Source organism: Natrinema salifodinae (assembly GCF_900110455.1).
Taxonomy (GTDB): domain Archaea; phylum Halobacteriota; class Halobacteria; order Halobacteriales; family Natrialbaceae; genus Natrinema; species Natrinema salifodinae.
Map to the genome: position 1 here is coordinate 299,650 of NZ_FOIS01000005.1, position 23,531 is coordinate 323,180.

The 23,531-nt window shown below is 60.5% G+C and carries 18 protein-coding genes and 1 rRNA gene; 7 read left to right on the plus strand and 12 right to left on the minus strand.

What is annotated here, in order from left to right; translation table 11 throughout:
- Positions 1-7 precede the first annotated feature (7 nt).
- The 5 genes from BMY29_RS19495 to BMY29_RS19525 all read right to left on the minus strand — a co-directional run bounded on the left by BMY29_RS19495 (position 8) and on the right by BMY29_RS19525 (position 7,204).
- Positions 8-922 (minus strand): carbohydrate ABC transporter permease, encoded by a 915-nt coding sequence (locus BMY29_RS19495; protein WP_049991972.1) that lies wholly within the window; start codon positions 920-922, stop codon positions 8-10.
- Positions 915-1,874: a carbohydrate ABC transporter permease gene (locus BMY29_RS19500; RefSeq protein WP_049991973.1), complete on the minus strand. Its 960-nt coding sequence runs from the start codon at positions 1,872-1,874 to the stop codon at positions 915-917. Before BMY29_RS19500 ends, BMY29_RS19495 begins: the two co-directional genes overlap by 8 nt.
- Positions 1,875-1,956: 82 nt before the next feature.
- A complete protein-coding gene (locus tag BMY29_RS19505; protein ID WP_049991974.1) occupies positions 1,957-3,453 on the minus strand; it encodes an ABC transporter substrate-binding protein in 1,497 nt (498 codons plus the stop codon).
- A 2,764-nt stretch (positions 3,454-6,217) separates the two neighbouring features.
- Complete coding sequence (gene lrp / locus BMY29_RS19520) at positions 6,218-6,679, minus strand: HTH-type transcriptional regulator Lrp (protein ID WP_049991977.1); 462 nt, start codon at positions 6,677-6,679, stop codon at positions 6,218-6,220.
- Between the two features lie 336 nt (positions 6,680-7,015).
- Complete coding sequence (locus tag BMY29_RS19525) at positions 7,016-7,204, minus strand: hypothetical protein (RefSeq protein ID WP_049991978.1); 189 nt, start codon at positions 7,202-7,204, stop codon at positions 7,016-7,018.
- A gap of 273 nt (positions 7,205-7,477) precedes the next feature.
- Between BMY29_RS19525 and BMY29_RS19530 the strand changes: the two genes are divergently transcribed.
- The 3 genes from BMY29_RS19530 (at position 7,478) to BMY29_RS19540 (ending at position 13,407) form a co-directional block, all read left to right on the plus strand.
- The gene (locus tag BMY29_RS19530) at positions 7,478-9,922 is read left to right on the plus strand and encodes a PAS domain-containing sensor histidine kinase (protein ID WP_049991979.1); all 2,445 of its coding nucleotides are present in this window, start codon (positions 7,478-7,480) and stop codon (positions 9,920-9,922) included.
- A gap of 244 nt (positions 9,923-10,166) precedes the next feature.
- Complete coding sequence (locus tag BMY29_RS19535; RefSeq protein WP_049991980.1) at positions 10,167-10,964, plus strand: sulfite exporter TauE/SafE family protein; 798 nt, start codon at positions 10,167-10,169, stop codon at positions 10,962-10,964.
- A 10-nt stretch (positions 10,965-10,974) separates the two neighbouring features.
- Complete coding sequence (locus tag BMY29_RS19540) at positions 10,975-13,407, plus strand: heavy metal translocating P-type ATPase (protein WP_049991981.1); 2,433 nt, start codon at positions 10,975-10,977, stop codon at positions 13,405-13,407.
- A 61-nt stretch (positions 13,408-13,468) separates the two neighbouring features.
- Here the strand turns inward: BMY29_RS19540 and BMY29_RS19545 are convergent, their stop codons facing one another.
- From BMY29_RS19545 to BMY29_RS19555, 3 genes are read right to left on the minus strand one after another with little or no spacing between them, the layout of a single operon-like run.
- Positions 13,469-14,293, minus strand: coding sequence for a polyprenyl synthetase family protein (locus BMY29_RS19545; protein WP_049991982.1), 825 nt, complete (start codon positions 14,291-14,293; stop codon positions 13,469-13,471).
- A gap of 4 nt (positions 14,294-14,297) precedes the next feature.
- Positions 14,298-15,794 (minus strand): MATE family efflux transporter, encoded by a 1,497-nt coding sequence (locus tag BMY29_RS19550; RefSeq protein WP_049991983.1) that lies wholly within the window; start codon positions 15,792-15,794, stop codon positions 14,298-14,300.
- Positions 15,794-16,390 carry a TetR/AcrR family transcriptional regulator gene (locus BMY29_RS19555; RefSeq protein WP_049991984.1) on the minus strand — a complete coding sequence of 199 codons (597 nt, stop codon included), beginning with the start codon at positions 16,388-16,390 and terminating at the stop codon, positions 15,794-15,796. The genes BMY29_RS19550 and BMY29_RS19555 overlap by 1 nt, the downstream gene beginning before the upstream one ends.
- 179 nt (positions 16,391-16,569) lie before the next feature.
- On the opposite strand from BMY29_RS19555, the gene BMY29_RS19560 reads away from it, so the two are divergent.
- Positions 16,570-17,169, plus strand: a complete 600-nt coding sequence (locus BMY29_RS19560) for a TetR/AcrR family transcriptional regulator (RefSeq protein WP_049991985.1) — start codon at positions 16,570-16,572, stop codon at positions 17,167-17,169.
- 62 nt (positions 17,170-17,231) lie between these two features.
- On the opposite strand, the gene BMY29_RS19565 is transcribed toward BMY29_RS19560, so the two are convergent.
- The 4 genes from BMY29_RS19565 to BMY29_RS19580 form a co-directional block, all read right to left on the minus strand.
- The gene (locus BMY29_RS19565) at positions 17,232-17,639 is read right to left on the minus strand and encodes a DUF7575 domain-containing protein (protein WP_049991986.1); all 408 of its coding nucleotides are present in this window, start codon (positions 17,637-17,639) and stop codon (positions 17,232-17,234) included.
- 376 nt (positions 17,640-18,015) lie between these two features.
- Positions 18,016-18,189: a DUF1059 domain-containing protein gene (locus tag BMY29_RS19570; RefSeq protein ID WP_074854867.1), complete on the minus strand. Its 174-nt coding sequence runs from the start codon at positions 18,187-18,189 to the stop codon at positions 18,016-18,018.
- Positions 18,190-18,415: 226 nt separating this feature from the next.
- Positions 18,416-18,955, minus strand: a complete 540-nt coding sequence (locus tag BMY29_RS19575; RefSeq protein ID WP_049991987.1) for a hypothetical protein — start codon at positions 18,953-18,955, stop codon at positions 18,416-18,418.
- A 362-nt stretch (positions 18,956-19,317) separates the two neighbouring features.
- Entirely contained in the window at positions 19,318-20,142 is an 825-nt protein-coding gene (locus tag BMY29_RS19580; RefSeq protein WP_049991988.1) for a helix-turn-helix transcriptional regulator, read from the minus strand.
- 473 nt (positions 20,143-20,615) lie between these two features.
- Here BMY29_RS19580 and BMY29_RS21295 point away from each other — a divergent pair, with 473 nt between their 5' ends.
- From BMY29_RS21295 to BMY29_RS19590, 3 genes are all read left to right on the plus strand, one after another.
- Positions 20,616-20,786, plus strand: coding sequence for a hypothetical protein (locus BMY29_RS21295; protein WP_160290126.1), 171 nt, complete (start codon positions 20,616-20,618; stop codon positions 20,784-20,786).
- Positions 20,787-21,425: 639 nt separating this feature from the next.
- Complete coding sequence (locus BMY29_RS19585) at positions 21,426-22,772, plus strand: orc1/cdc6 family replication initiation protein (RefSeq protein ID WP_049991989.1); 1,347 nt, start codon at positions 21,426-21,428, stop codon at positions 22,770-22,772.
- A 567-nt stretch (positions 22,773-23,339) separates the two neighbouring features.
- Positions 23,340-23,531: ribosomal RNA gene (locus tag BMY29_RS19590) — 16S ribosomal RNA — on the plus strand; the annotation flags it as partial.

Here is a 23,531-nt window from a genome sequence, read left to right on the forward strand (position 1 = left end):
GGTAGTATTACTCCTTTAGTCCGCCTTGCGTCAATCCTCGTACGATGTGTTTCTGTGCCACGATGACCAACAGCGCGACCGGCAGGATGCCGATAATGCTCGCGGCGGCCATCAGGTTGTACACCTCGGTGTGTTGCTGCTGGAAGTTCAAAATCCCGTACACGAGCACGGCCCAGTTGTCGACCGAGCCGTCGGTCATCATGAACGAGAAGAAGAACTCCCGGTAGACGCCGATGAACACGATGATCGCCGCCGTCGCGACGCCGGGCGCCGACAGGGGAATGATCACCCTGAACAGCGCACCGAGCCGCGTCGTTCCTTCGACCCTGGCGGCGTCTTCCAGCCCGTCGGGGATCTGACTGTAGAACGTCGTCAGGATGAAGATGCAGATCGGCAGACTCAGCATGGTAAAGGGGAACACCATCCCCCACGGCGTGTTGTACAGGTCCGGCGACTGCAGCCCCATCGTCGACATCGATCCCGTGAGCAGTTCGAACAGCGGGATCAGGTACGTCATTCCCGGGAAATACGAGACGATGAGCAACAGGAGCATCAGCGGCCCCTTGCCCCGGAAGTCGACCCGGCCGAACGCATAGCCCGCCAGGCTTCCGATCACCAGGCAGACGGCCACGGTGATCAGAGCGATCACGATGCTGTTGAAGATGTACCGGTGCAGCGGGTACTGCTGCATGACCTCTACGAACACCGCGACGTTGGCCCCCTCCGGGATGATTCCCATCCGGTACAGCTCGCTCTCCGGCGTCAGCGCGAGCACGAACAGCCAGTAGATCGGGAACAACGTCACGATGATGAATCCGGTGAGCGCGACGTAGAACAGGATCCTGTACACGTCGGTGGGGTTGTGTACGAGGAACTCGACGATTCGACCGGCGAGTCCGTCGTAGCCCGCACGGTTACTCACCGCCGCTCACCTCCGAACGGAACTGCACCAGGTACACCGTCACGATGGCGCCGATGAGGATCGCGGTGATGAACGCGACCGCCGAGGCGGTCCCCCAGCGCTGCTGCCTGAACGTCTCGACGACCAGACACGATAGCGTCGGAACCGTCCGACACCCGGCCGACGCCTCGACGACGCCGTAGATCTTCATCGAGCTGATCGTGTAGAAGATCATCCCGATGAACACGACCGGCTTGATCAGCGGAAACGTGATCATCCGAAACTGCTGCCATTTGGACGCGCCCGCGACCCTGGCGACGTCGTACAGGCTCTGATCGATGCTGGCCAGTCCCGCCAGGATGATCAACGCGATGAACGGGATCCGCCGCCAGGCGTCGACGAGAATCATGATGATGATCGAGTCGCGCGTACTGATCAGCGGATTACTCGAGACGAGCCCCAGATCGTGCAGCGGCGCAGTCAGGAAGCTAATCGAGGGCTGGAACAGCAGATAAAACATCATTCCCTGGATGACGATCGGAATCGCCCACGGGAGAATAACGATCATGCGCGCGTATGCCCGGCCGCGGAATTCCTTGTTGAGAATCACCGCCATCCCGAGTCCCATCACCGTCCCGATCGTGACGCTCGCGGCGGTGATTACGAGCGTCACGACGAGCGCGCTTCCGAACGGATCGCCCGAGTCGAAAAACGGGTAGGGCATGATGATGTTCGCGTCGCCAGTCAGGATAGCCGCGTAGTTATCCATCCCGACGAACTCCCCAATCGGGGTTCGCCCGTAGAGATCGTTTCCGTGGATCGACACCCACAGAGTTCGGAGCAGCGGGTAGAACGCGAGAATCGAGAGCGCGATGAACATCGGGGAGATCAGGAGATACCCGTACTTGTCTTCGTCCAAGCGCTCGATCCGATAGAGGAGCGGCTTTACCTGCTGTCGTATCTTTGCTCTCATAGTTGTCGAACGCTATCGTTCACAAATAGCATGATCAAACATATCTATTTATATTTTTCTGTAAATACCGATAATCGTCCGCTCAGGTGTGCTGGTTTTCGATCTGCTCGACCTGGTCTTGGGCTGCAGCGACGGCGTCCTCGGGTGACGTCTCTCGGTTGAGGCAGGCGTGGAACTGCTCGGAGATCGGCTCGCGCTGGAGGTCCCAAACCTGATTGATCGGATGGACCCACTGGTTCTCGGACTGGAGTTGGAGCGTGTCGAGGTACCGGTTCATCACGTCGACGTCCTGTGCCCGATCGGACTCATAGAGTTCCGGTTTGGGCGGGGTAGAGCCGGTGAGTTCGAAGATCCGGAGGTAGAACTCGTCGGACGTCATCGCGTCGATGACCTCCAGAGTCGCCGCCAGGTTCTCCGTGTTCGGGTTGACCGAGAGGTGCCAGCCGCCGAGCGTAGCGTTGGTGCCGCCCGTTCCGTCGTAGGTCGCCGCGTCCGTGGTGGCGCCGTACGGGAACGGCATCGCGCCGAGGTTCTCACCGAACCCGTCGTCGCCGCCGAAGTCGGCGATCGCGTACGACCAGTTCCGGTGAGCGATCGCTTCGCCGGCCTCGAATGACTCCGTCGACGGCGTCGTGTCCCAGCCCAGCGCCTCGGCGGGGAGAATATCACCGGCCATCCCGTCGATGGCGTGCTCATCGCTCTGGCCGTGCATCATCGTGCGCATCGCGCGGAGCGCCTCGACGATGGGTTCCTCGTCGATCGTAATCGGGCGGTCGCCGATCGGCCCGTGCTGGTTCGACATGTCGCCGAAGTAGTTCCCGCCGTACGTGACCACCTTCTCGTACCCGGTCTGGTGACCGATCGTCCGCTGGTTGAGCGTCGTCGTGTAGCCGTGATCGGCACCGTGTCGCTCTTTGGCATCGCTGACGATCTGGGAGAACTCGTTCCAGGACATCGGTTCGGTCGCCCAGTTTTCGCCCTCGGGATCGTACCCGGCCGCCTCGATCAGGTCTTTCCGATACAGAATCGTCGGAATGTCGACGAACAGCGGAATGCCGTAGATACCACCGTCCCAGCGCATCGCGTCGACCATCGTCTGGTGGTAGTCGTTTTCAAGTTCGTCGTGCTTGTCGTCGGTTAGCACGTTCGTCATGTCCATCAGCCAGCCGCGGGGGGCGAACGCTCCCGTGTACGCGAAGTTCGTCAACATGAAGTCCGGCGTCGAGCGTCCCGCGGAGAGAATCTGGTTGTATCGGTCCTGCAAATCGTCGGCGCCCCAGACGGTCGTCGTGAAGTCGACCGTGATGTTCTGGTGGAGTCCGGCGTCAGACAGCGCTTCCTGGAGCGCTTCCTCCTCGTTGCCGAACAGCGGCGCCGTACTCCACTCGACGGTCACCTCTTCGCCGTTGTACTCGGGGCGCTCATCGGGGGCGGCTGGATCGTCGTCGCCACCGCCGATACATCCCGCGACGGTGGTGGTCACGCCGGCCACACTGGCCGCAGTGAGGAATCGTCGCCGTGACGTATACCGAGCGATCGCGCCTCTATCAGCCTTCGAATGGCTGTCACTACCTGCCATATTCAGCCAGTATGGACTATAATATATAAACATCGTGGTTGAAACCGCTTCGAATACGCTTTCGTCGATATCGGCCGGGATAGCGCCGTCTGCTGTATTGAAGGACCGCGGAGGATCCGTCGAGTCCAGGCCAGCAGCCAGGCACGATTCGATCCACGGTTCGATCTATTCGTGACGAGGTGCCAACGGAAGGGCCGGCCGATCGCGTCCCACCGCGCCTTTCCACTCGGTCGCCCGATCTCCGAACGGCGAGACACCGTACTGCCGGCGGTGATCGAGACGCTCTATCCGGTACTGCCGGATAATCGTTGATCCGTTAGACATATCCATGCGATATCGAGCGGCGAAATCGACTCAGTATCCACCGAAGGCTGCGGCGACGTGCTTCGAGAGACGAGGCTCCGAGACAACAATGGGGCCGGCCTCGCGGAGGTACCCGACGAACTGGCGTCATTGAGGAGTACCGTCCACGACCACCTCCGGACGTTGCCTGATCTGAACAACTCGTGAACCGCGACGGCGTACTACAGTACTACACGATTCCTGCAGGCAGCGGCTCCGTTCGCGGTCAGCGTCTCGGGCCGTCGAATCGGTTCGACGACGATCCAACCCTTCGAGCAGCGGGTCCTGAAGCACGTACTGCACACGACGGACGGCACCGTGAGTAACATGACATACGTCTAGTCCGATATTTCCGGACAACGGTCGACAATGGCCACCGGAAATACCTGGCGGACTCCCCGAGACTGCGCTGAGAACGGCCGTCTACCGATGACGAATCGGTCGGCCCGCCGGTACTCAGCGATCCCGTTGACTGCATCGATCACCCGAGGTCGTCCGGATCGGACTGCCTATTTACACACATATGGTTGTAATCCATACCGATACTCGATACCGGAAGCGACAATCATTCCCGATCGAGCAGCGGATCGTTCGTCCGGTAATACCGGCTCTCAACGATCGGACGGAAAGTCGGTCGGTGATCGGCGGAGTCGATATTATTCCCGATACGAGCCTCCCTCGAAGAGTCGAGCGGGCACCGATCGTACCGATCGGTCGTTCATCGCTCGAACGATCTCCGCCAAGTTCGACACCGTAGCGGTCGCCGTAGCGTCCGCCCGCGAGACGTTTCCGCCGGTCTCGTCTCAGCCGTCACGTTCTGCATCGACCGACGCCAGCAGACTCCAGCGTCGATATCGGTTCGTCGAGACCGTGTGGCGTCCGGATTGTCCGGCGATGTCGAACCCATCGCGTCTCTGCTTTCGAGCCTGCTTGAACTCATGTTCTGCACGACAGCAATCGGTCGCGTTGCAGAGTAGACCTCGGTTGACTCGCTTGGAGTCTCCGCTAGCTGAACCAGGCGTCTCTCACGACGCGTTGCTCCGTTCAGCTCGCCGATCACCTCACGTTCGATACCCGATCTATCGATTGCCCTGCTAGAATCGGGGGATCGTTGACGACGCCCGCCGTCGAGCATGGCTGAATCTATTCGATCGGCTGACTGTAGCTCGTACATTTTGGTTTCACACCAATCATCTCTCGGGAGGTCGATCGTATTTGCCATCTTTTTCTCCGAAATTAGAGTGATATCTGAATCTGATACTAGTTTCATACAGGGTAGAGTATCGTACCGTCCGCTGTATCCTCACCCTCGCGGCCCACACCAGCCATTCGAACGCGCTGACGAATGTCGCCGAGACGATTAGATTCGTCGAATCTACCAACTGTGCTTTTACACCGACATCATGGCTTGATAAAGCTGATCTCGAACGATCGGTAGAAGGAATCTAGCCATCCCTCGCCAGGCGAGTTTCTCGATCTACTTCGGTGCTGATCGATTTGATCGGGTGTCGGCGAGTAGACGAGCACCTCGCCATCCATGTTTTCTATCTTACTGTAGTCGGAAATCGTCTTATCTTCGATACTATGTTCGACCAGTCTTATAACAGTCATCACGCATATATGAATCGGTATTCGGCGCTAGATACGGTTCACGACGGTCCGTTCGAGTCGACCCCATCCCTCGGAGTTCGAGACTGCGTTACGGTAGTCAACGGATGGGTGGTGTAAACCGCGAGGCGGGCGGCCCGTTCTGACGTTCCGGACGCGCGAACCGTCTTGGGGTGTGCGCATCGCGCGGAGCACCCGTGCTTGGGGTGAGCCGTCGATTTGCGGGTTTTGAACCTTGTACCGTACCTCTCCATCCGGTATCGGTCGTCGACAGTGTCGGTCAGTTCACTGGGGAACGGATATATTTTCGATGGGCACAAACGTTGAATCACGTGTGAAGAAATACCGGCGTTAATCGGCACTAAGTGCGTATGCGCGTATCTGCAAGTGCAAATCAGTTTGGAAGTAGCTTTAGGGAATAACTCCGACGAGACAGAAAAGTAATGGAACGAATCGTAAACAGACGGACGAACACGGTGCACAAGCCCCGCCAGCGGGACGACTTTCGAAAAACGAAGTGTGGCGTCTTTCTGGACGACGCGAACACGGATCGAGTGACTACCGACGTACCGATCGTAACCGACGACGGTGCTACGACGTCAGCCACGATGAATCGCTGCGGACGGTGTTTCGAAGAGGGCAGCGGGTATTGAGCCGCCGCTCAACACTCGACGCTGGTTTGTCGGGTCACCGCTGAGTAGGCCGGATACCTGGTCGTCGCTCGGAGACTCGATACTGGCAGCGGTGACTGACGGCGGGCGTATCGATGGCTGCCGGCCTGGTCGGTCCGTCCGAAGGCGGGCACCCAGGTGCGCTAACTACCGCCGGTTTCGAGTTCGAACTGTTCGTTCTCGCTGACGGCGTTGAGAACGATGCTCGTGTTCGACTGTTTGATATCCGGATCCGTGATCAGGGACTTGATTTGACTGTTCATGTCATCCGTGTCTTCGAACTTCCCGATCGCGATCACGTCGTAGTCGCCCGTGACTTCGTACACGGAGATCATCTGACGGTGATCGCGGAGCGTCTCGGTGATCTCGGGGAGCGCACTCCCCTCGGCTTTGAGTTGCATGACGGCAGTGACGTCGTACCCGAGGGCGTCGTAGTCGATTCGGGGTGTGTACTCCTTGATCACCCCGTCCTCCTCGAGATCGGAGAGGTGGTTCGAAACGGTCGTCACGGAAACGTCGAGCTCTTCAGCGAGGCTGCGAAGACTCGCGCGGCCGTTACTCAGCAGTTCGTTTACTAGGTCTTCGTCTAAGTGTTCGTACGTCATTGTAGGATGTAAGGTTCCGTGTCTATAACCCGTTTACGAACATCCAATTTTAACTTTTCCATAGCTAACGACCTGTTCGGTCCATATGTACGTATATCGAGTGGCGTGATAACCGATTGACCGATATATGTTCACGTGGCTGCCGCTGTTCACTGTCGACTGCGGTAATTCGGTTCCGTACGAAGTAGCGCTGTACTCGCTTCCGGACCGGAAAGACGCTTCACGCCGAGTCGGACCCCGCCGATCGCAGGCGGGGGTTCCGGTCCTTCGATCGCCGCACCAGTTTCAGTTCGGGGGTCGACTTCCGAATCAGGTAAAATGACTAGTAGAGCAACACTACGGTGAATCGATCGAACGTGGTACCTCGACGGCGATGAGTTCGTGCCTGGTCTCTCGCCGATGGCCGTTTCCGACCTGCGTCGCTTCGTGCCGTCCGGTCGCCGTTCGTTCGAACGGACAGTTCTCGCACTTCACGAGGAACTGTTTGGTCACGTCTTGCTCGGATTCCTCGCCTTTCGTACTCATACCCCGCTGTTCACCGGCATCCTCCTTGAGGTGTTCTCCGAAAGAATTTGGAAGAGGGAGTAGGTGTAGTTATCCGTTCATTCCACGGATCGTGATGGGTCTGGTCTTGCGTCTCGCCGGCAATTAGTTCGCTCCGAGAGAACTACCTCGGTAAACGGTACTGAAAGATAGCTGGGGATCACACCGTCGTATCGCCGCGTTCGTGGGTCTGACCGACGTCGAACGGTCGTCTTAACGCCAAGCGTTTATGGAGTCGCCCCCAGACGTGAGCACATGGGAATCCCCGGTTCAGCGCCGAATGTCACACAAGAGGACGTTCGGGGAGTTTTCGCGCAGTTAGAGCGCCCAACTGCACCGACTACCGCGGGTGAAGTCGCCGAAAAACTCGATTGTACCGACCAGATCGCACGAGACAGGCTAGACGCACTCGCTGACCGCGGCGAGCTCCACACTAAACGGATCGGCGATGCGACGCGGGTCTGGTGGCGACCCGAGTTCGAGCAGTCCGACGAAGCGGAGTTCGCCGCGTTCGTGAGCGCCGTCAAAGACTACGCGATCTTCATGCTCGATCCGGACGGCACCGTCGTCAGCTGGAACGAAGGCGCAAAACGGATCAAAGGCTACCGGAAAGACGAGATCGTCGGCGAGCACTTCTCGACGTTTTACACCGACGATGATGCCGACGAGGGGGTTCCCGAACGGAACCTCGAGGCCGCGATGACGGATGGTCGCGTGGAAGACGAGGGCTGGCGGGTCCGGGACGATGGCACTCGATTCTGGGCGAACGTCACCATTACCGCCATTAGGGACGACAGCGGCACGCTACGGGGATTCACGAAGGTCACCCGCGATATGACCGAGCGGCGACAGTACGAACAACGGCTCCGGTACGAGCGCGATCTCACGGAGCAGATTCTCGAAACCGTCCCGGTCAGCATCTGCGTGGTGACGGGCGACGGCGATATCGTCCGGGCGAATCGACGCCTGGTCGATTGGCTCGATATCGACCGGTCCGACCTCGAGGACCGCGGCGTCGAGTCCTGGGAACTCTACGACGCCGAGGGGGACCCGATTCCGACCGACGAGCGGCCGTCGGCGCAGGTGTTCGCCACCGGTGAGCCCGTGTCCGAGTATCAGTGCCAGGTCGAGCTATCGGATACCGACCGCCGGTGGCTCTCGATTACTGCTGCACCGCTCGAGTATAGCGAGCACGACGGCGATCGAGTCGTCGTCTCTATCGACGATATCACCGATCAGAAAGAACGCGAGCAGAAACTCCACCGCCAATACGAACAGACCGAACAGCTACTGCAGACGGCACCGGTCGCGATCGCCGTCCAGAACACCGACCGTGAGACGGTGATGGCGAACGAGCGAGCGCAGGAGGTGTTCGACCTCTCCGAGCGGGAGTTTACCGATAACCCCATCGATAGCGGTGAATGGAAGGTTTACGATGCGGACGGGGAGCCGCTCGATCCGGCTGAAACCCCGTCGGGACGCGTCTTAGAAACGGGAGAGCCGGTGATCGACGAGGAGTTGACTTTTGAATCCCCGACCGGTGAACGGATGCAGCTTCGAATCAATGCCGCACCGTTGTTCGATGCCGACGGGGCGATCGATCGGATCGTAACCGCGGGAAAGGATATTACGGAGCTGAAAGAGCGGGAACGGCAACTCGAACAGCGAAAGGCCGAACTCGAAACGGAGTTGAGCGAGATTCTCGGTCGGATCTCCGACGCATTCTACGCGCTCGACGAGGAGTGGCAGTTCACGCACCTCAACGACCAGGCCGCGGCAGTTATCGAACACCCGCCGGACGAGTTGCTCGGTCAGGAGATCTGGGAGGTCGTTCCGGAGACGTCGGCGGAGCTCTACCGGGAGCAGTTCCAGACGGCGATGGAAACGCAAGAGCCCGTGAACTTCGAGGTCTACGAAGACGACGTCGACACGTGGCTGGAGTTTAGCGTCTATCCATCCGAATCGGGGATCTCGGTCTATTTCCGCGATATCAGCGAGCGCAAGGAGTACCAGCGGAAGCTCGAGGAGTCCAACGAACGCTTAGAGCAGTTCGCCTACGCGGCCTCCCACGACCTCCAAGAGCCGCTGCGGATGGTCACCAGTTACCTCCAACTCCTCGAGCGGCGGTACGCCGACGACCTCGACGGAGACGCACGGGAGTTCATCGGATTCGCCGTCGACGGCGCCGAGCGGATGCGCGAGATGATCGACGGCCTGCTCGAATACTCGCGGGTCGAAACGCGCGGCGATCCGTTCGAACCGGTCGACGTAGACGACGTGCTCGCGAACGTCCTCGAAAATCTGCAGGTGCAGATCAGCGAGAGTCACGCCGAGATCACGGCGGACTCGCTCCCGACCGTCTCGGGCGACGAAAGCCAGCTCCAGCAACTCTTCCAGAACCTGCTTTCCAACGCGATCGAGTACAGCGGGGACGAACCGCCGCGAGTGCATCTCTCCGCCGACCGGCGCGGGCGAGAATGGGTGATTTCGGTTCGTGACGAGGGAATCGGGATCGATCCGGACGAGCAGGACCGCATCTTCGAGGTGTTTCAGCGGCTTCACAGCCACGAGGAGCATTCCGGGACCGGCATCGGGCTCGCGCTCTGTCGACGCATCGTCGAGCGCCACGGCGGTCGCATCTGGGTCGACTCCGAACCCGGTGAGGGAACGACGTTTTCGATTACGCTTCCCGCGGCGTGAGTTTTCGAGCGGACTGTAGATCACGAGCCTGGTCGTCGACCGGAAGTCGGCAGCGATGACATCGTGATCTGATCGGGACGCAATTCGCGTTAGCGTGCAAGCCGGTGGACCGGCTCCGAACCGTCTTGGAAACCGGGATACGACAGAAGGGGTCGATGGCCGGGGGTGCTGAGAACGTCGAGACGAAACCCATTACCTCCTCAAGGGGGTAGCTAGAGCAGTAGCCCCTCCGGGACTCACAGCTATGAATTTGGTCACCCTCCTCGGCGTCGACGTGCTGTTGTTTCTCGTGATCGGCGTCCTCGCCGGCGCCCACTGTATCGGAATGTGCGGCCCGCTCGTCACCGTCTATGCGGGACGGATGGACGGCGGCGCGGCGAACAGCGGTCGGGACGGCCACCTCACGACCTACGAGGTCCGACAACACGCGCTGTTCAACCTCGGACGAACGGCGAGTTATACGCTCCTCGGCGCGATGTTTGGCGCACTCGGCGGGACGGTGTTCGTGACGACTGCGACGCTCACGTCCGTCGTCGCGTTCGCTCGCGGCGGGGTCGGCCTGGTCGTCGGCGGCCTCGTCATGACCACCGGGGTGTACTATTTTCTGGGACGAACGACCGGCGGTATTCACCTCCCCGGGCTGGAGCGCGTAACGGGATGGCTCACGGGGCGCGTCGATCGGCTCGCAAACGGTCCCGGTATCGTCGGACTGGGCGCGGTTCACGGCTTGCTACCGTGTCCGATACTCTATCCGGCGTTTCTGTACGCGTTCGCGATCGGTTCAGCCGCCGGGGGTGCGCTCGCACTCGCAGCGCTCGGCGTCGGGACGATCCCCGCCGTCTTCGCGTACGGAACCGTCATCGATGCCGTCGACGCGAACCACCGACGGCGAGTGCACCGACTGCTCGGGGTCGCGTTCGTTGCCCTCGGGTACGTCCTGTTGGCGCACGGGTTGATGAGTCTGGGCGTCCACGTGCCACACCCGGAACTGCCGTTCTACGACGGAATCGAGACCGCGGGAACTCACGGTACCAATCACTAACGAATAACGCATGTCAGACACCGAGACGACGGAAACCGGCTGTACGCTCTGTGACCTCCCCGTCGAGGGAAGCGACATTGTCGACGACGGGAAGCCGTTTTGCTGTGCCGGCTGTCGCGACGTCTACGATGCGCTCGGCGACGTCGACGATATCGAGGCCGAAGACGTCCGCCGCGCTCGAGACGACTCGCAGACGGATCGAGAGGTGCCGCCGGATCACGACGCGACGTTCCTGGAAGTCGACGGGATGCACTGTGCGACCTGCGAGGCGTTTATCGAATCGGCCGCGACGACGATCGACGGCGTTAGCGACGCGAACTCGAGTTACGTGACCGACACGGTTCGGATCGACCACGATCCGGATCGCGTCTCGACGGCCGACCTTCAGGACGAAATCAGCGGCCTCGGCTACAGCGCCTACTCCCGAGACGATTCGTTCAGCCGCCGCAGGGCCAACAACTGGGAGATGGGGCGAGTCGCGGTCGGCGTCCTCATGGGGATGTCGGTGATGCTGCAGTACGTCGTGATCATCTACCCCACGTACTTCGGCGGCCTCTTCTACGGCGACCGGACGGCGGAGTTCTTCGAAACCGCGCTCGCGAGTTCCCTCGCCACGCCGTTTTACGTCGTCATCGGGGCGCTTACGACGATCATCCTCGCTATCACGGGGAAACCGATCTTGCAGGGAGCGTACGTCAGCGTCCGGACGCGGTCGCCGAATATGGACCTGCTCGTCGCCATCGCGGCCGTGAGCGCCTACCTCTACAGTACGCTGTCGATCGCGCTCGGCGGCGAACACATCTACTACGACGTGACCGTCGCGATCATCGTCATCGTCACGGTCGGCAACTACTACGAATCGACGATCAAGGACCAGGCGACCGAGCGCCTCTCCGACCTGACGTCGATCCAGGTCGACGAGGCCCGTCGCGTTCGCGAAGACGGCGAGCACGAAGACGTCACGGTCGAGGACCTCGAGGCGGGCGATCGCATACTGGTCCGGCCCGGAGAACGGATCCCCGTTGACGGCGAGATCGTCGACGGCGACGCGGCCGTCGACGAAGCGGTCGTCACCGGGGAATCCCTTCCCGTCCGGAAAACCGCTGGCGACGCCGTGGTCGGCGGCTCGATGGTGACCGACGGCGCGGTGACCGTCCGCGTCGGGGAGGACGCCACGAGCAGCCTCGATCGGATCGCCGAACTCGTCTGGGACCTCCAGAGCGGTTCCCACGGCATTCAAAAGCTCGCGGACAAACTGGCGACGATCTTCGTGCCGGTCGTCCTCGCCCTCGCGGTCGTCGTCACGGGCGCGCATCTCCTGCTCGGTAGCGGGCCCGCCGCCCTGCTGGTCGGACTCACGGTGTTGATCGTCTCCTGTCCCTGCGCGCTCGGCCTGGCGACGCCGCTCGCGGTCGCCGCGGGGATCCGCGACGCGCTAGAACGCTCGATCGTCGTCTTCGACGACAGCGTCTTCGAGCGGATCCGCGACGCGGATACCGTCATCTTCGACAAGACGGGCACGCTGACGACGGGGGAAATGACCATCATCGAGACCGATCTCGAGGCGGCGCTGCTCGAGACGGCGGCGCTGCTCGAAGCGCGATCGTCGCATCCGGTCGGCCAGGCCATCGCTGCCGAGCGGTCGGTTCCCGACGGGGGCACGGTCGAAGCCGCATCGGACGCCGGGTCGACGGCCGATCCCGTCGAGTCCTTCGACAGTCACCGCAACGGCGTTACCGGCGTCGTCGACGGGGACGAAATCGTCGTCGGCCACCCTGACCTGTTCCGCGATCGCGGCTGGGAGGTACCCGAGACCGTCGCCGAGCGAATCGCCGACGGCCGCGAGACGGGGCGGGTACCGGTCGCCGTCGGTCGCGACGGCGTTGCCGAGGGCGTCATCGTCGTCGGCGACGATCTGCGAGCGAACTGGGACGAGACGCTGGCGTCGATTTCGGACGCCGGGATCGAGGTCGTCGTGCTCACCGGGGACGACGCTCGAGCCGCAGAGCGCTTTCGCGAGCACCCTGCCGTCGACGAGGTGTTCGCCGGCGTTCCGCCGGAAGGGAAGGCTGAGACGGTCAAACGGTTCAACGAGGCCGGCCGGACGGTAATGGTCGGCGACGGCACCAACGACGCGCCGGCGTTAGCCACCGCCGATCTCGGTATCGCTCTTGGCGGCGGCACCGCAATGGCGGCCGACGCGGCGGACGTCGCCCTCGTCGACGACGACCTCGCGTCCGTCGAAACCGTCTTCGAACTCGCTCGAGCGACGAACCGCCGCGTGAAGGGAAACATCGGCTGGGCGTTTTGCTACAACGCGATCGCGATTCCGCTGGCTGTACTGGGCCTCCTGAATCCGCTCTTCGCCGCGCTCGCGATGGGAACGAGCAGCCTGCTGGTCGTCACGAATTCGACTCGATCTCTGATATCCAACGGCGAATGACGGCCGTCCGATCTCGCGATTCTCGACGATCCCTGCCCGTCGCCATCGAGCGTCGGACCGGTTACTTCCGTACGCTCTCCACCGGCGTACTCCCTTCGACGAACGCACCGAGGGAATCGACGTCGGTAGTCGACGACAGCGTTCGGAGCGCTTCAGTCGCTTCCGTGAGACGCCGTCGCGCGTGCTGGCGGAGGATCCGGTGCTGCCCGTCGAGTGGCGGAGAGCCGAGACGGATGGTGTCGGTACCAGCGTCGGCATCGAGGACGCGTCGTAGTCGTCGTCTCACGCTGGCTCCGCGTCCCAGTGTTGCAAAGCGCCGTCTCTCGCGGTCGTCGACGTCCGCGAGCGTCGCACCGATAACGGCCGCCCCGCGGCCGAGTGCACCCGCCGTGCCGTCGACGAACGAACAGTACTCCGCCGGCGACGGCGTCGACTCGAGCGGTGCGTCGGTAAGCGTTTCGATGATCCGTTCCGAAACGGATGCGAGCGTTCCGATACACGGCCGCACGTCGGTATCCTCGAGCGGACTGAGCGTCGAGTACGCTGCGGTGTGGAGGTAGTCCGAGGCCAGCAACGCGGCGTTCGACGTCCGGGTCACCGAATCGGACTCCGAACCGGCGAGCCGACCCAGCAGCTGCTCGCGAAGGCGACAGTAGCCGCGAAACAGTTCCATCGCCGTCGCCGCGCGGAGTATCGACGAGTCGTCCGGCGTCTCCGCCACCGAATTGTAGACGAGCGCGACGAGCTGTCCGTACCGCCGATCATCCCGTTCGACGATAACCGTTCGGGCCGGCGCCAGGTACTCTCCGCGCGCGGATTCGAGCGCCGTCTCGAGACGGCTATCGATTTTCGCACGTCGATCGGCGAGTGTGAGTTCTCCGAACATCGTTTCAGTCGTCCGATGCGGCGTCCGTTGTGGCGACATCGGTATCCAGACTCGAGTCGGTGAGATCCGCCGTTCGCCACGTGCCCCGCTTGAACCACAGGTACGCGACGAGTCCGCCGACGACGTTCGAGATCGGGAACGCGATCCAGAGCCCGACGGACCCCAGCGCCGTCGCCCCGAACCAGGCGACGGGCAATCGGACCAGGCCGAGCGTCACGACCGAGACGACGGCGGCGAACAGCGTCTTGCCGGCTCCGCGGAAGCCGCCGGTATACGCCCGCATGACGCCGATGAATCCGAACGTCAGTGCGGTGTATCGGAGGAAGGTGGCACTCTCGGCCACGACGACCGGGTCGTCCGTGAAGACTGATGCGATCGGTCGCGCGGCCACGAGGGTGACGAGACCGACGCCGGTCAGGATGACGAGCATGGCGCGCGCGCCGAAGTGATTCGCCTCGGCAGCGCGGTCCTGCTTGTCGGCACCGATGTTCTGGCCGGTCATCGTTTCGATTCCCTGCGAGACTGCCAGCGCCGGCAGGAAGACGACCGAGAAGATCCGCGTCCCGATCCCGTAGGCGGCGCTGATTTCGGCCGGAAACGCGGCCAACACGAACAGGAGCAGATTGATCGACAGCGAGCGAGAGGTGCCCTCTATCGAGGCCGGGAGTCCGATATCGACGACCTTGCGTCCGAACGAAAGGTCGGGCGTCATCTGCCGTAGCCGGATTCGGACGCCGCGGTCGCCGCGGAACATGATCGCGAGGCCGACGACGAATGCGAGCGCCCGCGAGAACACCGTCGCGATGGCGGCGCCTTCGATCCCCGAGCCGGCGTACCCCGTCAGCTCGAAGAGCCAGGCTTCGAAACCGCCGGCTCCGATAGAGCCGAACAGGGGATTGTTCTGAAAGCCGAAGATTAGCATCGGATCCAGAACGACGTTGAGGACGACTGAGCCGGCCATTACGTACATCGGCGTGATCGTGTCGCCGTAGCCGCGCATGAGCGACATGAACACGGCGAAGCCGAAGACGAACACGAGGCCGACGGAGAAGACCTGCATGTAGTCCGCGACGAGCGGCGAGATTTCGGGCCCGGTACCGAGGAGGGCGAGGAACTCGTCGACAAAGGCGTAGCCGACCACACCGAGCACGACGGAGGCGACGACGGCGTAGGCCATCGTCTGGGAGGCGGCGTACTCGGCTTTCTCCTCGTTACCGGCGCCGATATGCTGCGCGACGAGGACGCTACCGGCGACCGAGAGGCCGAGCGCGAGCGAGATCATCAGAAAGACCATCGGAAACGCGAAACTGATCGCCGACAGCGCCGTCGTGCTGTGTCGGCCGAGCCAGAACGTATCCGCGAGATTGTACGCGGTCTGGAAGAGGTTCATGACGACGATCGGCAGTGAGAGATAAAACAGCGGCTTGCCGATCTCGCCCGACGTGAGATCGAACTCGTCGGGACCCTTGAAAAGGGAATCGACGATCTGACGAATCCTCATTAGGGCGTCACCTTGGTCGTTTCGGCGACGAGCCGTGTTTCGACGTACTGCCGCGTTGCGTCACGGACCCGATCCATCGAGTAACCGACGGCGACGTGGCGCGTATGCGCGCCGCTGATCGTCGCCGTGAGAAACTCGGCGGTCAGTTCGGGATCGACGCTCTCGTCGAACGACCCGTCGTCGATTCCGTCCTGAAGAATCGTTCGTATCTCTTCGGCTAAGACCTCGTCGAACCTGGTGAGTTGCGTTCGTATCGCGTCGTCGTACGGGGCCTGCGCTCGGACCTCTACCATCGCGGTTCGAATTCCCTCGTCCGGACTCTCATCGCCGGTCGCGAGGAGTTCGTCGAGTAGCGACTGGAGGTGCTCGCGCGGACGGTCCCCGGAGATCGACTCGATCCTGTCAGCGTACTGTTCGTAGAGGTGCCCGAGAAATGCCGTAAAGAGGGCCGCTTTGCTGTCGTAATAGTAGTGAATCGCGGCTTTACTCTTGTCCGTTTCGGCGGCGATGTGTTTGAGCGTGAGATCGGCGTAGCCGTGCGTACAGAGGGCGCGGTGTGTCGCACACAAAATTTCGTTTGCTGCGTCGTCATCCATATCGGTCTGTCCATGACTTACTAACTGGTCAGTCAAAAGCGTTCGGGAACGAAATCGGTTCGATACCGCCGTACGAATTCGGTCCTCGACCCGGCCGGGAGCAGAAGACCCGTACTGAACGGGGACATTCTGACGCACAGGTCAAAACTGTTATCTGCCGCCCACCGAACACCCATACGATGGCTGATCCGTCGAGAGAAACGGTCTCCGACCCGAACGAGGAGATCATGCGTGCGACCTACCGCGCGCTCCGCGAGCATGGCTACGCCGATCTCACGATCAAACGGATCGCCGCCGAGTACGGCAAGTCGACCGCAGCGATCCACTACCATTACGATACGAAGGACGACCTGCTCGCGGCGTTTTTGGACTATCTCCTCGATCAATTCAAGGACGCCGTCCACGACGTCGAAACGACGGATCCGGAGCAGCGACTCGACTTACTGCTCGATAAACTGCTCGTCGATCCCAAGGATCATCGAGACCTGCTCGTCGCGATGCTGGAAATGCGAAGCCAGGCGCCGTACGAGGATCGGTTCAGCGATCGGTTTCAGCAGAACGACGAGTACATTCGGTACATGCTTCGCACGGTGGTCGACCACGGGATTCAGGAAGGCGTGTTCAACGACATCGACGCCGAGCACGCGGCGCGGGCGCTCATGACGATCGTCGACGGCGCTCGAACGCGAGCGGTCGTGCTAGACGACGGGAACGCGCTGACGACGGCGAGGCGGACCGCCGACGAATACGTAACGCACGTCTTGCTGAGCGAACTGTGATGTGCGGTCGGAGAGCGCCGAGAGCAGGAGTCGAGCAGTGAGGGTACGTCCGTCGCTTCTAACTAGTCCTGATCGAGTTCGCCGACCGGCTTCGTACACCAGTGGCAGAACTCGAGTTCCGAATCGAGGTCGTTCCCGCAGTGCGGACAGGGAATCGAGTCTTCGCCAGCGGTATTTGACGGGCGAGCGTCCGCGTTCTGGGCCCAAGCGAGCAGATACGCATCGACGATACTGAGTCCGACGACCAGAAACATCGGTGCGACCGCAAGCAGCGTGCCGAGGCCCCACGTCCCAGATACAAACGCGTCGACCGCCGCTGGCTCGGTGAACAGGACGGTCACACCGAACGAAACGGCGAGCCATCCGACCGCGCGACGCCACCGCCGTAGGTACAGGTGTCCGAGGCCGGTGACGAGTGCTGCAAGTAACGCTGCGAGCCACGGTCGCTTTCGGGATATCGACTGGCCCATATACTGACTAACCGGTTAGTTAGCTATAAGTCTTCTTCTCGACCGATTCTCTCGCCGGAACCAATTCTTCGCGGGCGATCCCTCTCGATTCTCGGGTTCGTCCACCTCGATCGCCACCAGAAGATCAAACGCCGCCAGCAGACCGGCGATCACACAGACGGCGGGATTGCGCTAATTTCGGCCGACGGCGACGACGGTCACCGATACTCTGGAGACGAGACGCCGTCGACCGGATCCTGCCGGATCGGGTCCGCAGCCGTCGCACTGACTGACGTCCCAGGCGAGGTGGGATATTCCACCGACGGGGAATTCGAGTCCCGTTCAGCGCCTGCGGATGAACTCGTCTGTTGATTCTCCCATCGCCCTTTCGTCGGCGTTAGACCACTTGCAGGTGTTCCTCCTGCAGTTCCTCGGCCGTGTACTCCTGACCGTGGACGTCCGCCATGTGTTTCTTGGCCAATTCGACCGCTTCTTCTTCGTCTTCCGATTGGATGATAAACCGGCAATCGGCCGCTGCCGACTCGCAATCAAGTTTGTGTGCTTTCGCCATCGTATCGCCTCCCCGGGAGAGGGTACGATCGAGAGGTTTAGATAGGTATCCCGTGGCAGTCCGGCTATCGCTGACCATCTTGCAGCCGATGAAAACCGATCGCCACCTGCAAGTACCCGGCCCGGTCGCCGGTGAGAGCACCTTTAGATACGCCGTTACGACCGGGAACGACCGATGTAACGGCATCCGACGACCGTCGGAATTCGATAAAAGTCGCAACGAGTCACTAGGCGTCGGTATTCTCTCTGGATTCTGCCGGCAGGGGCTCGGACCGAAGTCCCCGGTACGAGAGTCCGGCTCCCACCACGAATACGATCGTTGCGAGGTAGATTGGTCCCAGGTGCGTCACCCAGCTGTGGGAGAACAGGTCCATGTAATGCATCGGAAGGGCGATTCCCAGTCCGACCACGGCGGCGACGACCGCGGACGCCCACGCCCACAGCAGCCCGCTTCGCACTCCGTACCACGCCAGCGCCGTGACGGCGATCCCCGTGGCGATGATAAACGCCGCGGTAGCGACGTGGAGATGGGTAATGTAGTGCATGATAGCCGGGTCGATCGCATCGAGATCCGCCGGTGTGACCCCATTAAGTGTCGCGACTCCGAGTTCGAAGCCGCTACCGAAGAACGTCCTGGCGAGGAAAACCACTCCGTAGCCGATGAAGGCGACGCCCGCGAGCGCCATGAGGAGCGATCCGAGGCGCACCCCGCGTCCGAGTTCGTGCTCTGTCTCGTGTGGGTCAACCGTCGCTTGGTCTACGCTCATTAGTACCACCGAAAGGAGATACGAGAACGGGGGAGATGTAGGCATCTAATGGTTTTCAGACGACCGCTGACTGCCTTTCACCGGCTGCAAGAATGGCACGAGCTGCACGTCGCTCCCGTTACGGATCGGTTCGCCGCCGACTCGCCGACCACGTCGACCCTGACGGACGGCGGTATCGAACGTTCCGATCAGTACCAATTATCCGAGGCCCACCCTCAACCGCCGGACGGTCGCCCTCGACCGCCGGCAAACGCCCTAACTACCGGACAGACGTCCCAATTATCGGACAGACTCCCCGACTGCCGGACGGTCACTCTCGGCCGTACTCACGGAATTGGCCGTTCACACGGCATCAGCCGCGCTCACGGCATCCGCGGCAGTTCCCGATCGGTTTCGATGGCGATCGTCGGCACCTCACGCTGGTAGGTCTCGTACACTGATTCCGCCCACTCGCGTGCCGCCGGTGCGTCGGTATCGATCAACGCGCGGACCGTGCCGTTCGTGGGATCGTACCCGCTGATCACGGTTCGGTCATCGAAGAGGCCGACTCCGTAGGGCGGTAAGTCGTCGTACATCCACACCGTGAGGTTACCGCTCTCCAGGGCCTCGGCGAATTGTTCCGGGTGGGTCGAGCGAATGTGGTCGACAACGCTCGGTGGATCGATGACCTCGGCGTGCATCCCGTCGATGATCCGCTGACGAAGGTCGTCTATACACGGCTCGAGCAGCGCCAGATCGAATCCGATGAACCGAAACCGGTTCGTCTCTCGGAGCAAAGATTTGAAGCGGTTCACCGGACCGTACGGGTCGTCAGACTCGGCAACCGTTACAACCGCATCGGCCATCATCTCGACGGTGAAACCGCTCGTCTCGCTCGGAAGCCACTGCCAGACGTCGCGGAGGTGGTGCTCGGTTTCGAGTCGGTCGATCAATTCTTGAACCCCCGCCGCAACGAACGCACCCAATTGCGTCGCCTCGTAATACCGTCCCTCCCTATTGATCCAATGGCGCTCGTCGAACGCGCGAAGCGTACGCCCGATCGTGGACTGTGACACGCCGGTCATCGACACGAGGTCAGCCCGGGTCTGGGGTCGCCTGGCCAGGGCCGCGAGTGTGACGACGCGGTGTTCCGACCGCGCGAGGAATTCGATGTCGTCGAGCGGCGAATCAGTGGTCTCTAGTATCATGGTGAAGGTACGCAGACCAGCGGTATAGCTATTTGCTCCGCTCGTACCGTTCCGCCGTCACCCTCGTACTGCTCCGCCGTTATGGGGTCCGACGACCGTGTTCGGCGCTCCCACTAACAGTTCCCGGAGGATGGTGTGTCTTGCGCATCGGTCTCTCGTGGTTGTGACTCTCTCGTGGGAACTGCCAAACGCGAACAGGACGAGGACAGCAGCGGTCTCTCGGAACTCGCCGATCTCAATCGTGCCGCGAGCGTTACGATACCCTCCGCCGATTGAGCCCGCCGATCGGACACGTTTGGCGCGCCTGGCGAGACGGTGCTCTGGGAACTCCGAGGCGTACGCCCGGACGATCGCAATGCCGCCGGGGAGTCGCACTCTAGGTACCGTGGAATTGCCGGTTCCTGAGCGCAGTACTTTCGCCGACACTGTTTTCACTCGAATGATGTCGAGGAATGGGTAGCTGTTCGACGTCGATGGTAAGGGGCGATGGCAACTGGGAGGAAGTTGATTACTGGTACAGAGACTACCGATTCAGGAAGCAGACAAAACTAAGATTTCTCGATATACCACGAGAGGACAAGGCCGGTTTGGGAAGTTGTTCAAGAGTAAAAGAGGAAGAGAAGGAAAAGGAAGGGGAAAGATGACCCCCACACCCCGTGTGCGAAATGAATTCTCAGATCGTGGAAGACGGATGGTCGGTTGTGAAAACGGGATGAATACAGATATTGGCGCTGAATTGGCATTGAGACGGAAGATATCAGCGATCTATTTCCCAACAACATGATTTGGAGGACAAGAGCATAATCCCAAATATCTGTATTATGATATTATGTGTAAGGTGCAGTACGGTTGCTGTTTCTACAGAGAGATAATAAATCTTTTCCTGATGATAGTCTTATCCTTGTAACGGTTATAGATCTTCTCTATCGTCTGAAAATCTGATATCAGCCGTAATTAGGACGGACGCACGAGTTTCTGTTCCCTTCCTCATCACGGATTTCATTTCGCACACGGGGTGAGGGGGTTATCGGCCTCCACCTTCGTCTCGTCCCGCTTTGGCTTCCATCCGTGTTTCTCCTCTCAACCGATGAGATTGAGAACGCCTATCACGACGCATTTTCATTTCGCACACGGGGTGTCTCGCTTCGATTTGACTTTGTCCACGGTTTGGAGACGATGTCCCTTTTTTCGTGTATAGTGGGTGTTACGGGGAGAAATCACCGCATTTGATCTCGCACACGGTTTCCCACATTTACTTATGGAATGGCTCACACTCGAGTACTATGGCTGATGGCAACGACCAGCAGTCTCTCTCGCAATCTATCAAAGGACGTCTTCAAGAAGGCGTCCAGAACTCCGTCTTTCGGGACAAAGGGCTGCTCGATCCCGACACCGTCATCGATGAGGACAGAATCGTCGGTCGCGACCAACAACTGGACGACATTATCACGTACCTCCGGCCGATACTGCAGGAAAACCGTCCACCTAATATGCTCCTCTACGGGCCGTCGGGGACCGGGAAATCGCTGATCATTAACGCGGTCTGCGAACAAGTTTCCGATCTCGCGACGACACAGGATATTCGGTTCGGTGTCGTCCAGATCAACTGTCAGACGATCAAATCCCACGATCGAGCCGTCTATCGACTCGTCGAAAACGCAGCCGCCGAAGCCGGCGTCGCGGCGGATATTCCCGAGAGCGGTATCTCTACCGACCAGAAGTTGCGCCGCTTCTACGAACTCCTGAGCGAGTACTTCGATTCAGTCATTATTATCCTCGACGAAGTTGACCTCCTCGCCGGTCGACAACGAGATCCGAACGATGAGCCGGCGTACTCGAAGCTCCTCTATCAGCTTTCCCGAGCCTCACAACTCGGTCGGATCGAGGGTGATATCTCGGTCGCTGCGCTGACGAACGATCCTCGGTTTATGGAGAACCTCGACGGACGGGCGGAAAGTTCGTTCAATCCCCAAGATGTCGTATTCTCGGACTACGACGCGAACCAACTGCAGGCGATTCTAGACCGGCGACGTGATGCGTATCGGGATGGCGTCCTCGAGGACGGTATCATTCCCCTCAGCTCGGCGTTCGCGGCACAAGATCACGGGGACGCGCGGAAGGCGATAGATCTCTTCCGAAAGGCGGGCGAGCTCGCAGATCGATGCGGTGAGGGAACGGTTCGCGAAGAGCACGTCCGCGATGCCCAGAAGGAAGCCGAACGCGATCGGACGCTCACTCAGATGCAAGGCCTCTCGGCGCAAAAGAAGCTCTCTCTTTATGCAACCGCTATCGTTCCCGTCTACTCGCAACGGAATCTAAACGCCGTCCCCAGCACAGTGGCGTTTCGCGTTTACCAGTACATCGCCGAACTTCTGGACGCAGACAAAAAGTCGCGCGATTCGTACCTCCGGTACATGACCGAAGCGGAGACGTACAACTTCGTCACGTCCGAAAAGCGCGGTCGAGGATATGGAAGTGGTGTCCATAAGGAATACACCTTCGTTGACGATCCGAGAGTGGTCGCAGAAACGCTACAAGAGGATATCCGACTCGAGGCGATTGAGGACAACGAGGACCTAGTCGAGTCCGTCGTCAACGCGCAAACCGATGACTTCTTCGAGGGCGACTAACTGTTGTTGTCTCGCCAGCAATCGCGCACGCGAACGCGCGTGCACCACTATGTTCGAATTATAACTGCCAATCGACGACTGTCTGTCGTCCAGGCATGAAAAATTCATCTCGCACACGGGGTGCTCGGTCGATACGGCAGCAAACCCATTTCGCATACAGGGCCGCGATTGAGGTCGGTCTGTAATTCATTTTGCACACGGGGTATCTGCTTGACGGAGTTATAGAATTCATTTCGCACACGGGGGGTCACCCGCATCCTGGGGGAAGAAACGCACTGAGCGACGATATATAATATTTCCACTCTTTCTTTCAGATGTGGTTGGTACTACCTACCTTCGGCGACGTGGTTCGCAGGCCTTAAGTATACACCAGCGGTTATGAGTTAATACGCAGGAAATGAGGATCCCACCCCTGCGGTCCGCCGTACAGATGGGATCTGATGTTAGCCTTGACAGTTCGGTGACGCCCGATCGGTCATTCGACCAGCGTCATCGAACGTGTGGACCCATTTAGTGTGAGTGTGTACCTACATTCACCGCCAACCCCCAGCTTCGCTGGGGAATAGCATTCCGGTTGATCCTGCCGGAGGTCATTGCTATTGGAGTCCGATTTAGCCATGCTAGTTGCGCGGGTTAGACCCGCAGCAGATAGCTCAGTAACACGTGGCCAAATTACCCTATGGATCCGGACAACCTCGGGAAACTGAGGCTAATCCGGAATACGATTCTCACGCTGGAATTGCCGAGAATCCGAAACGC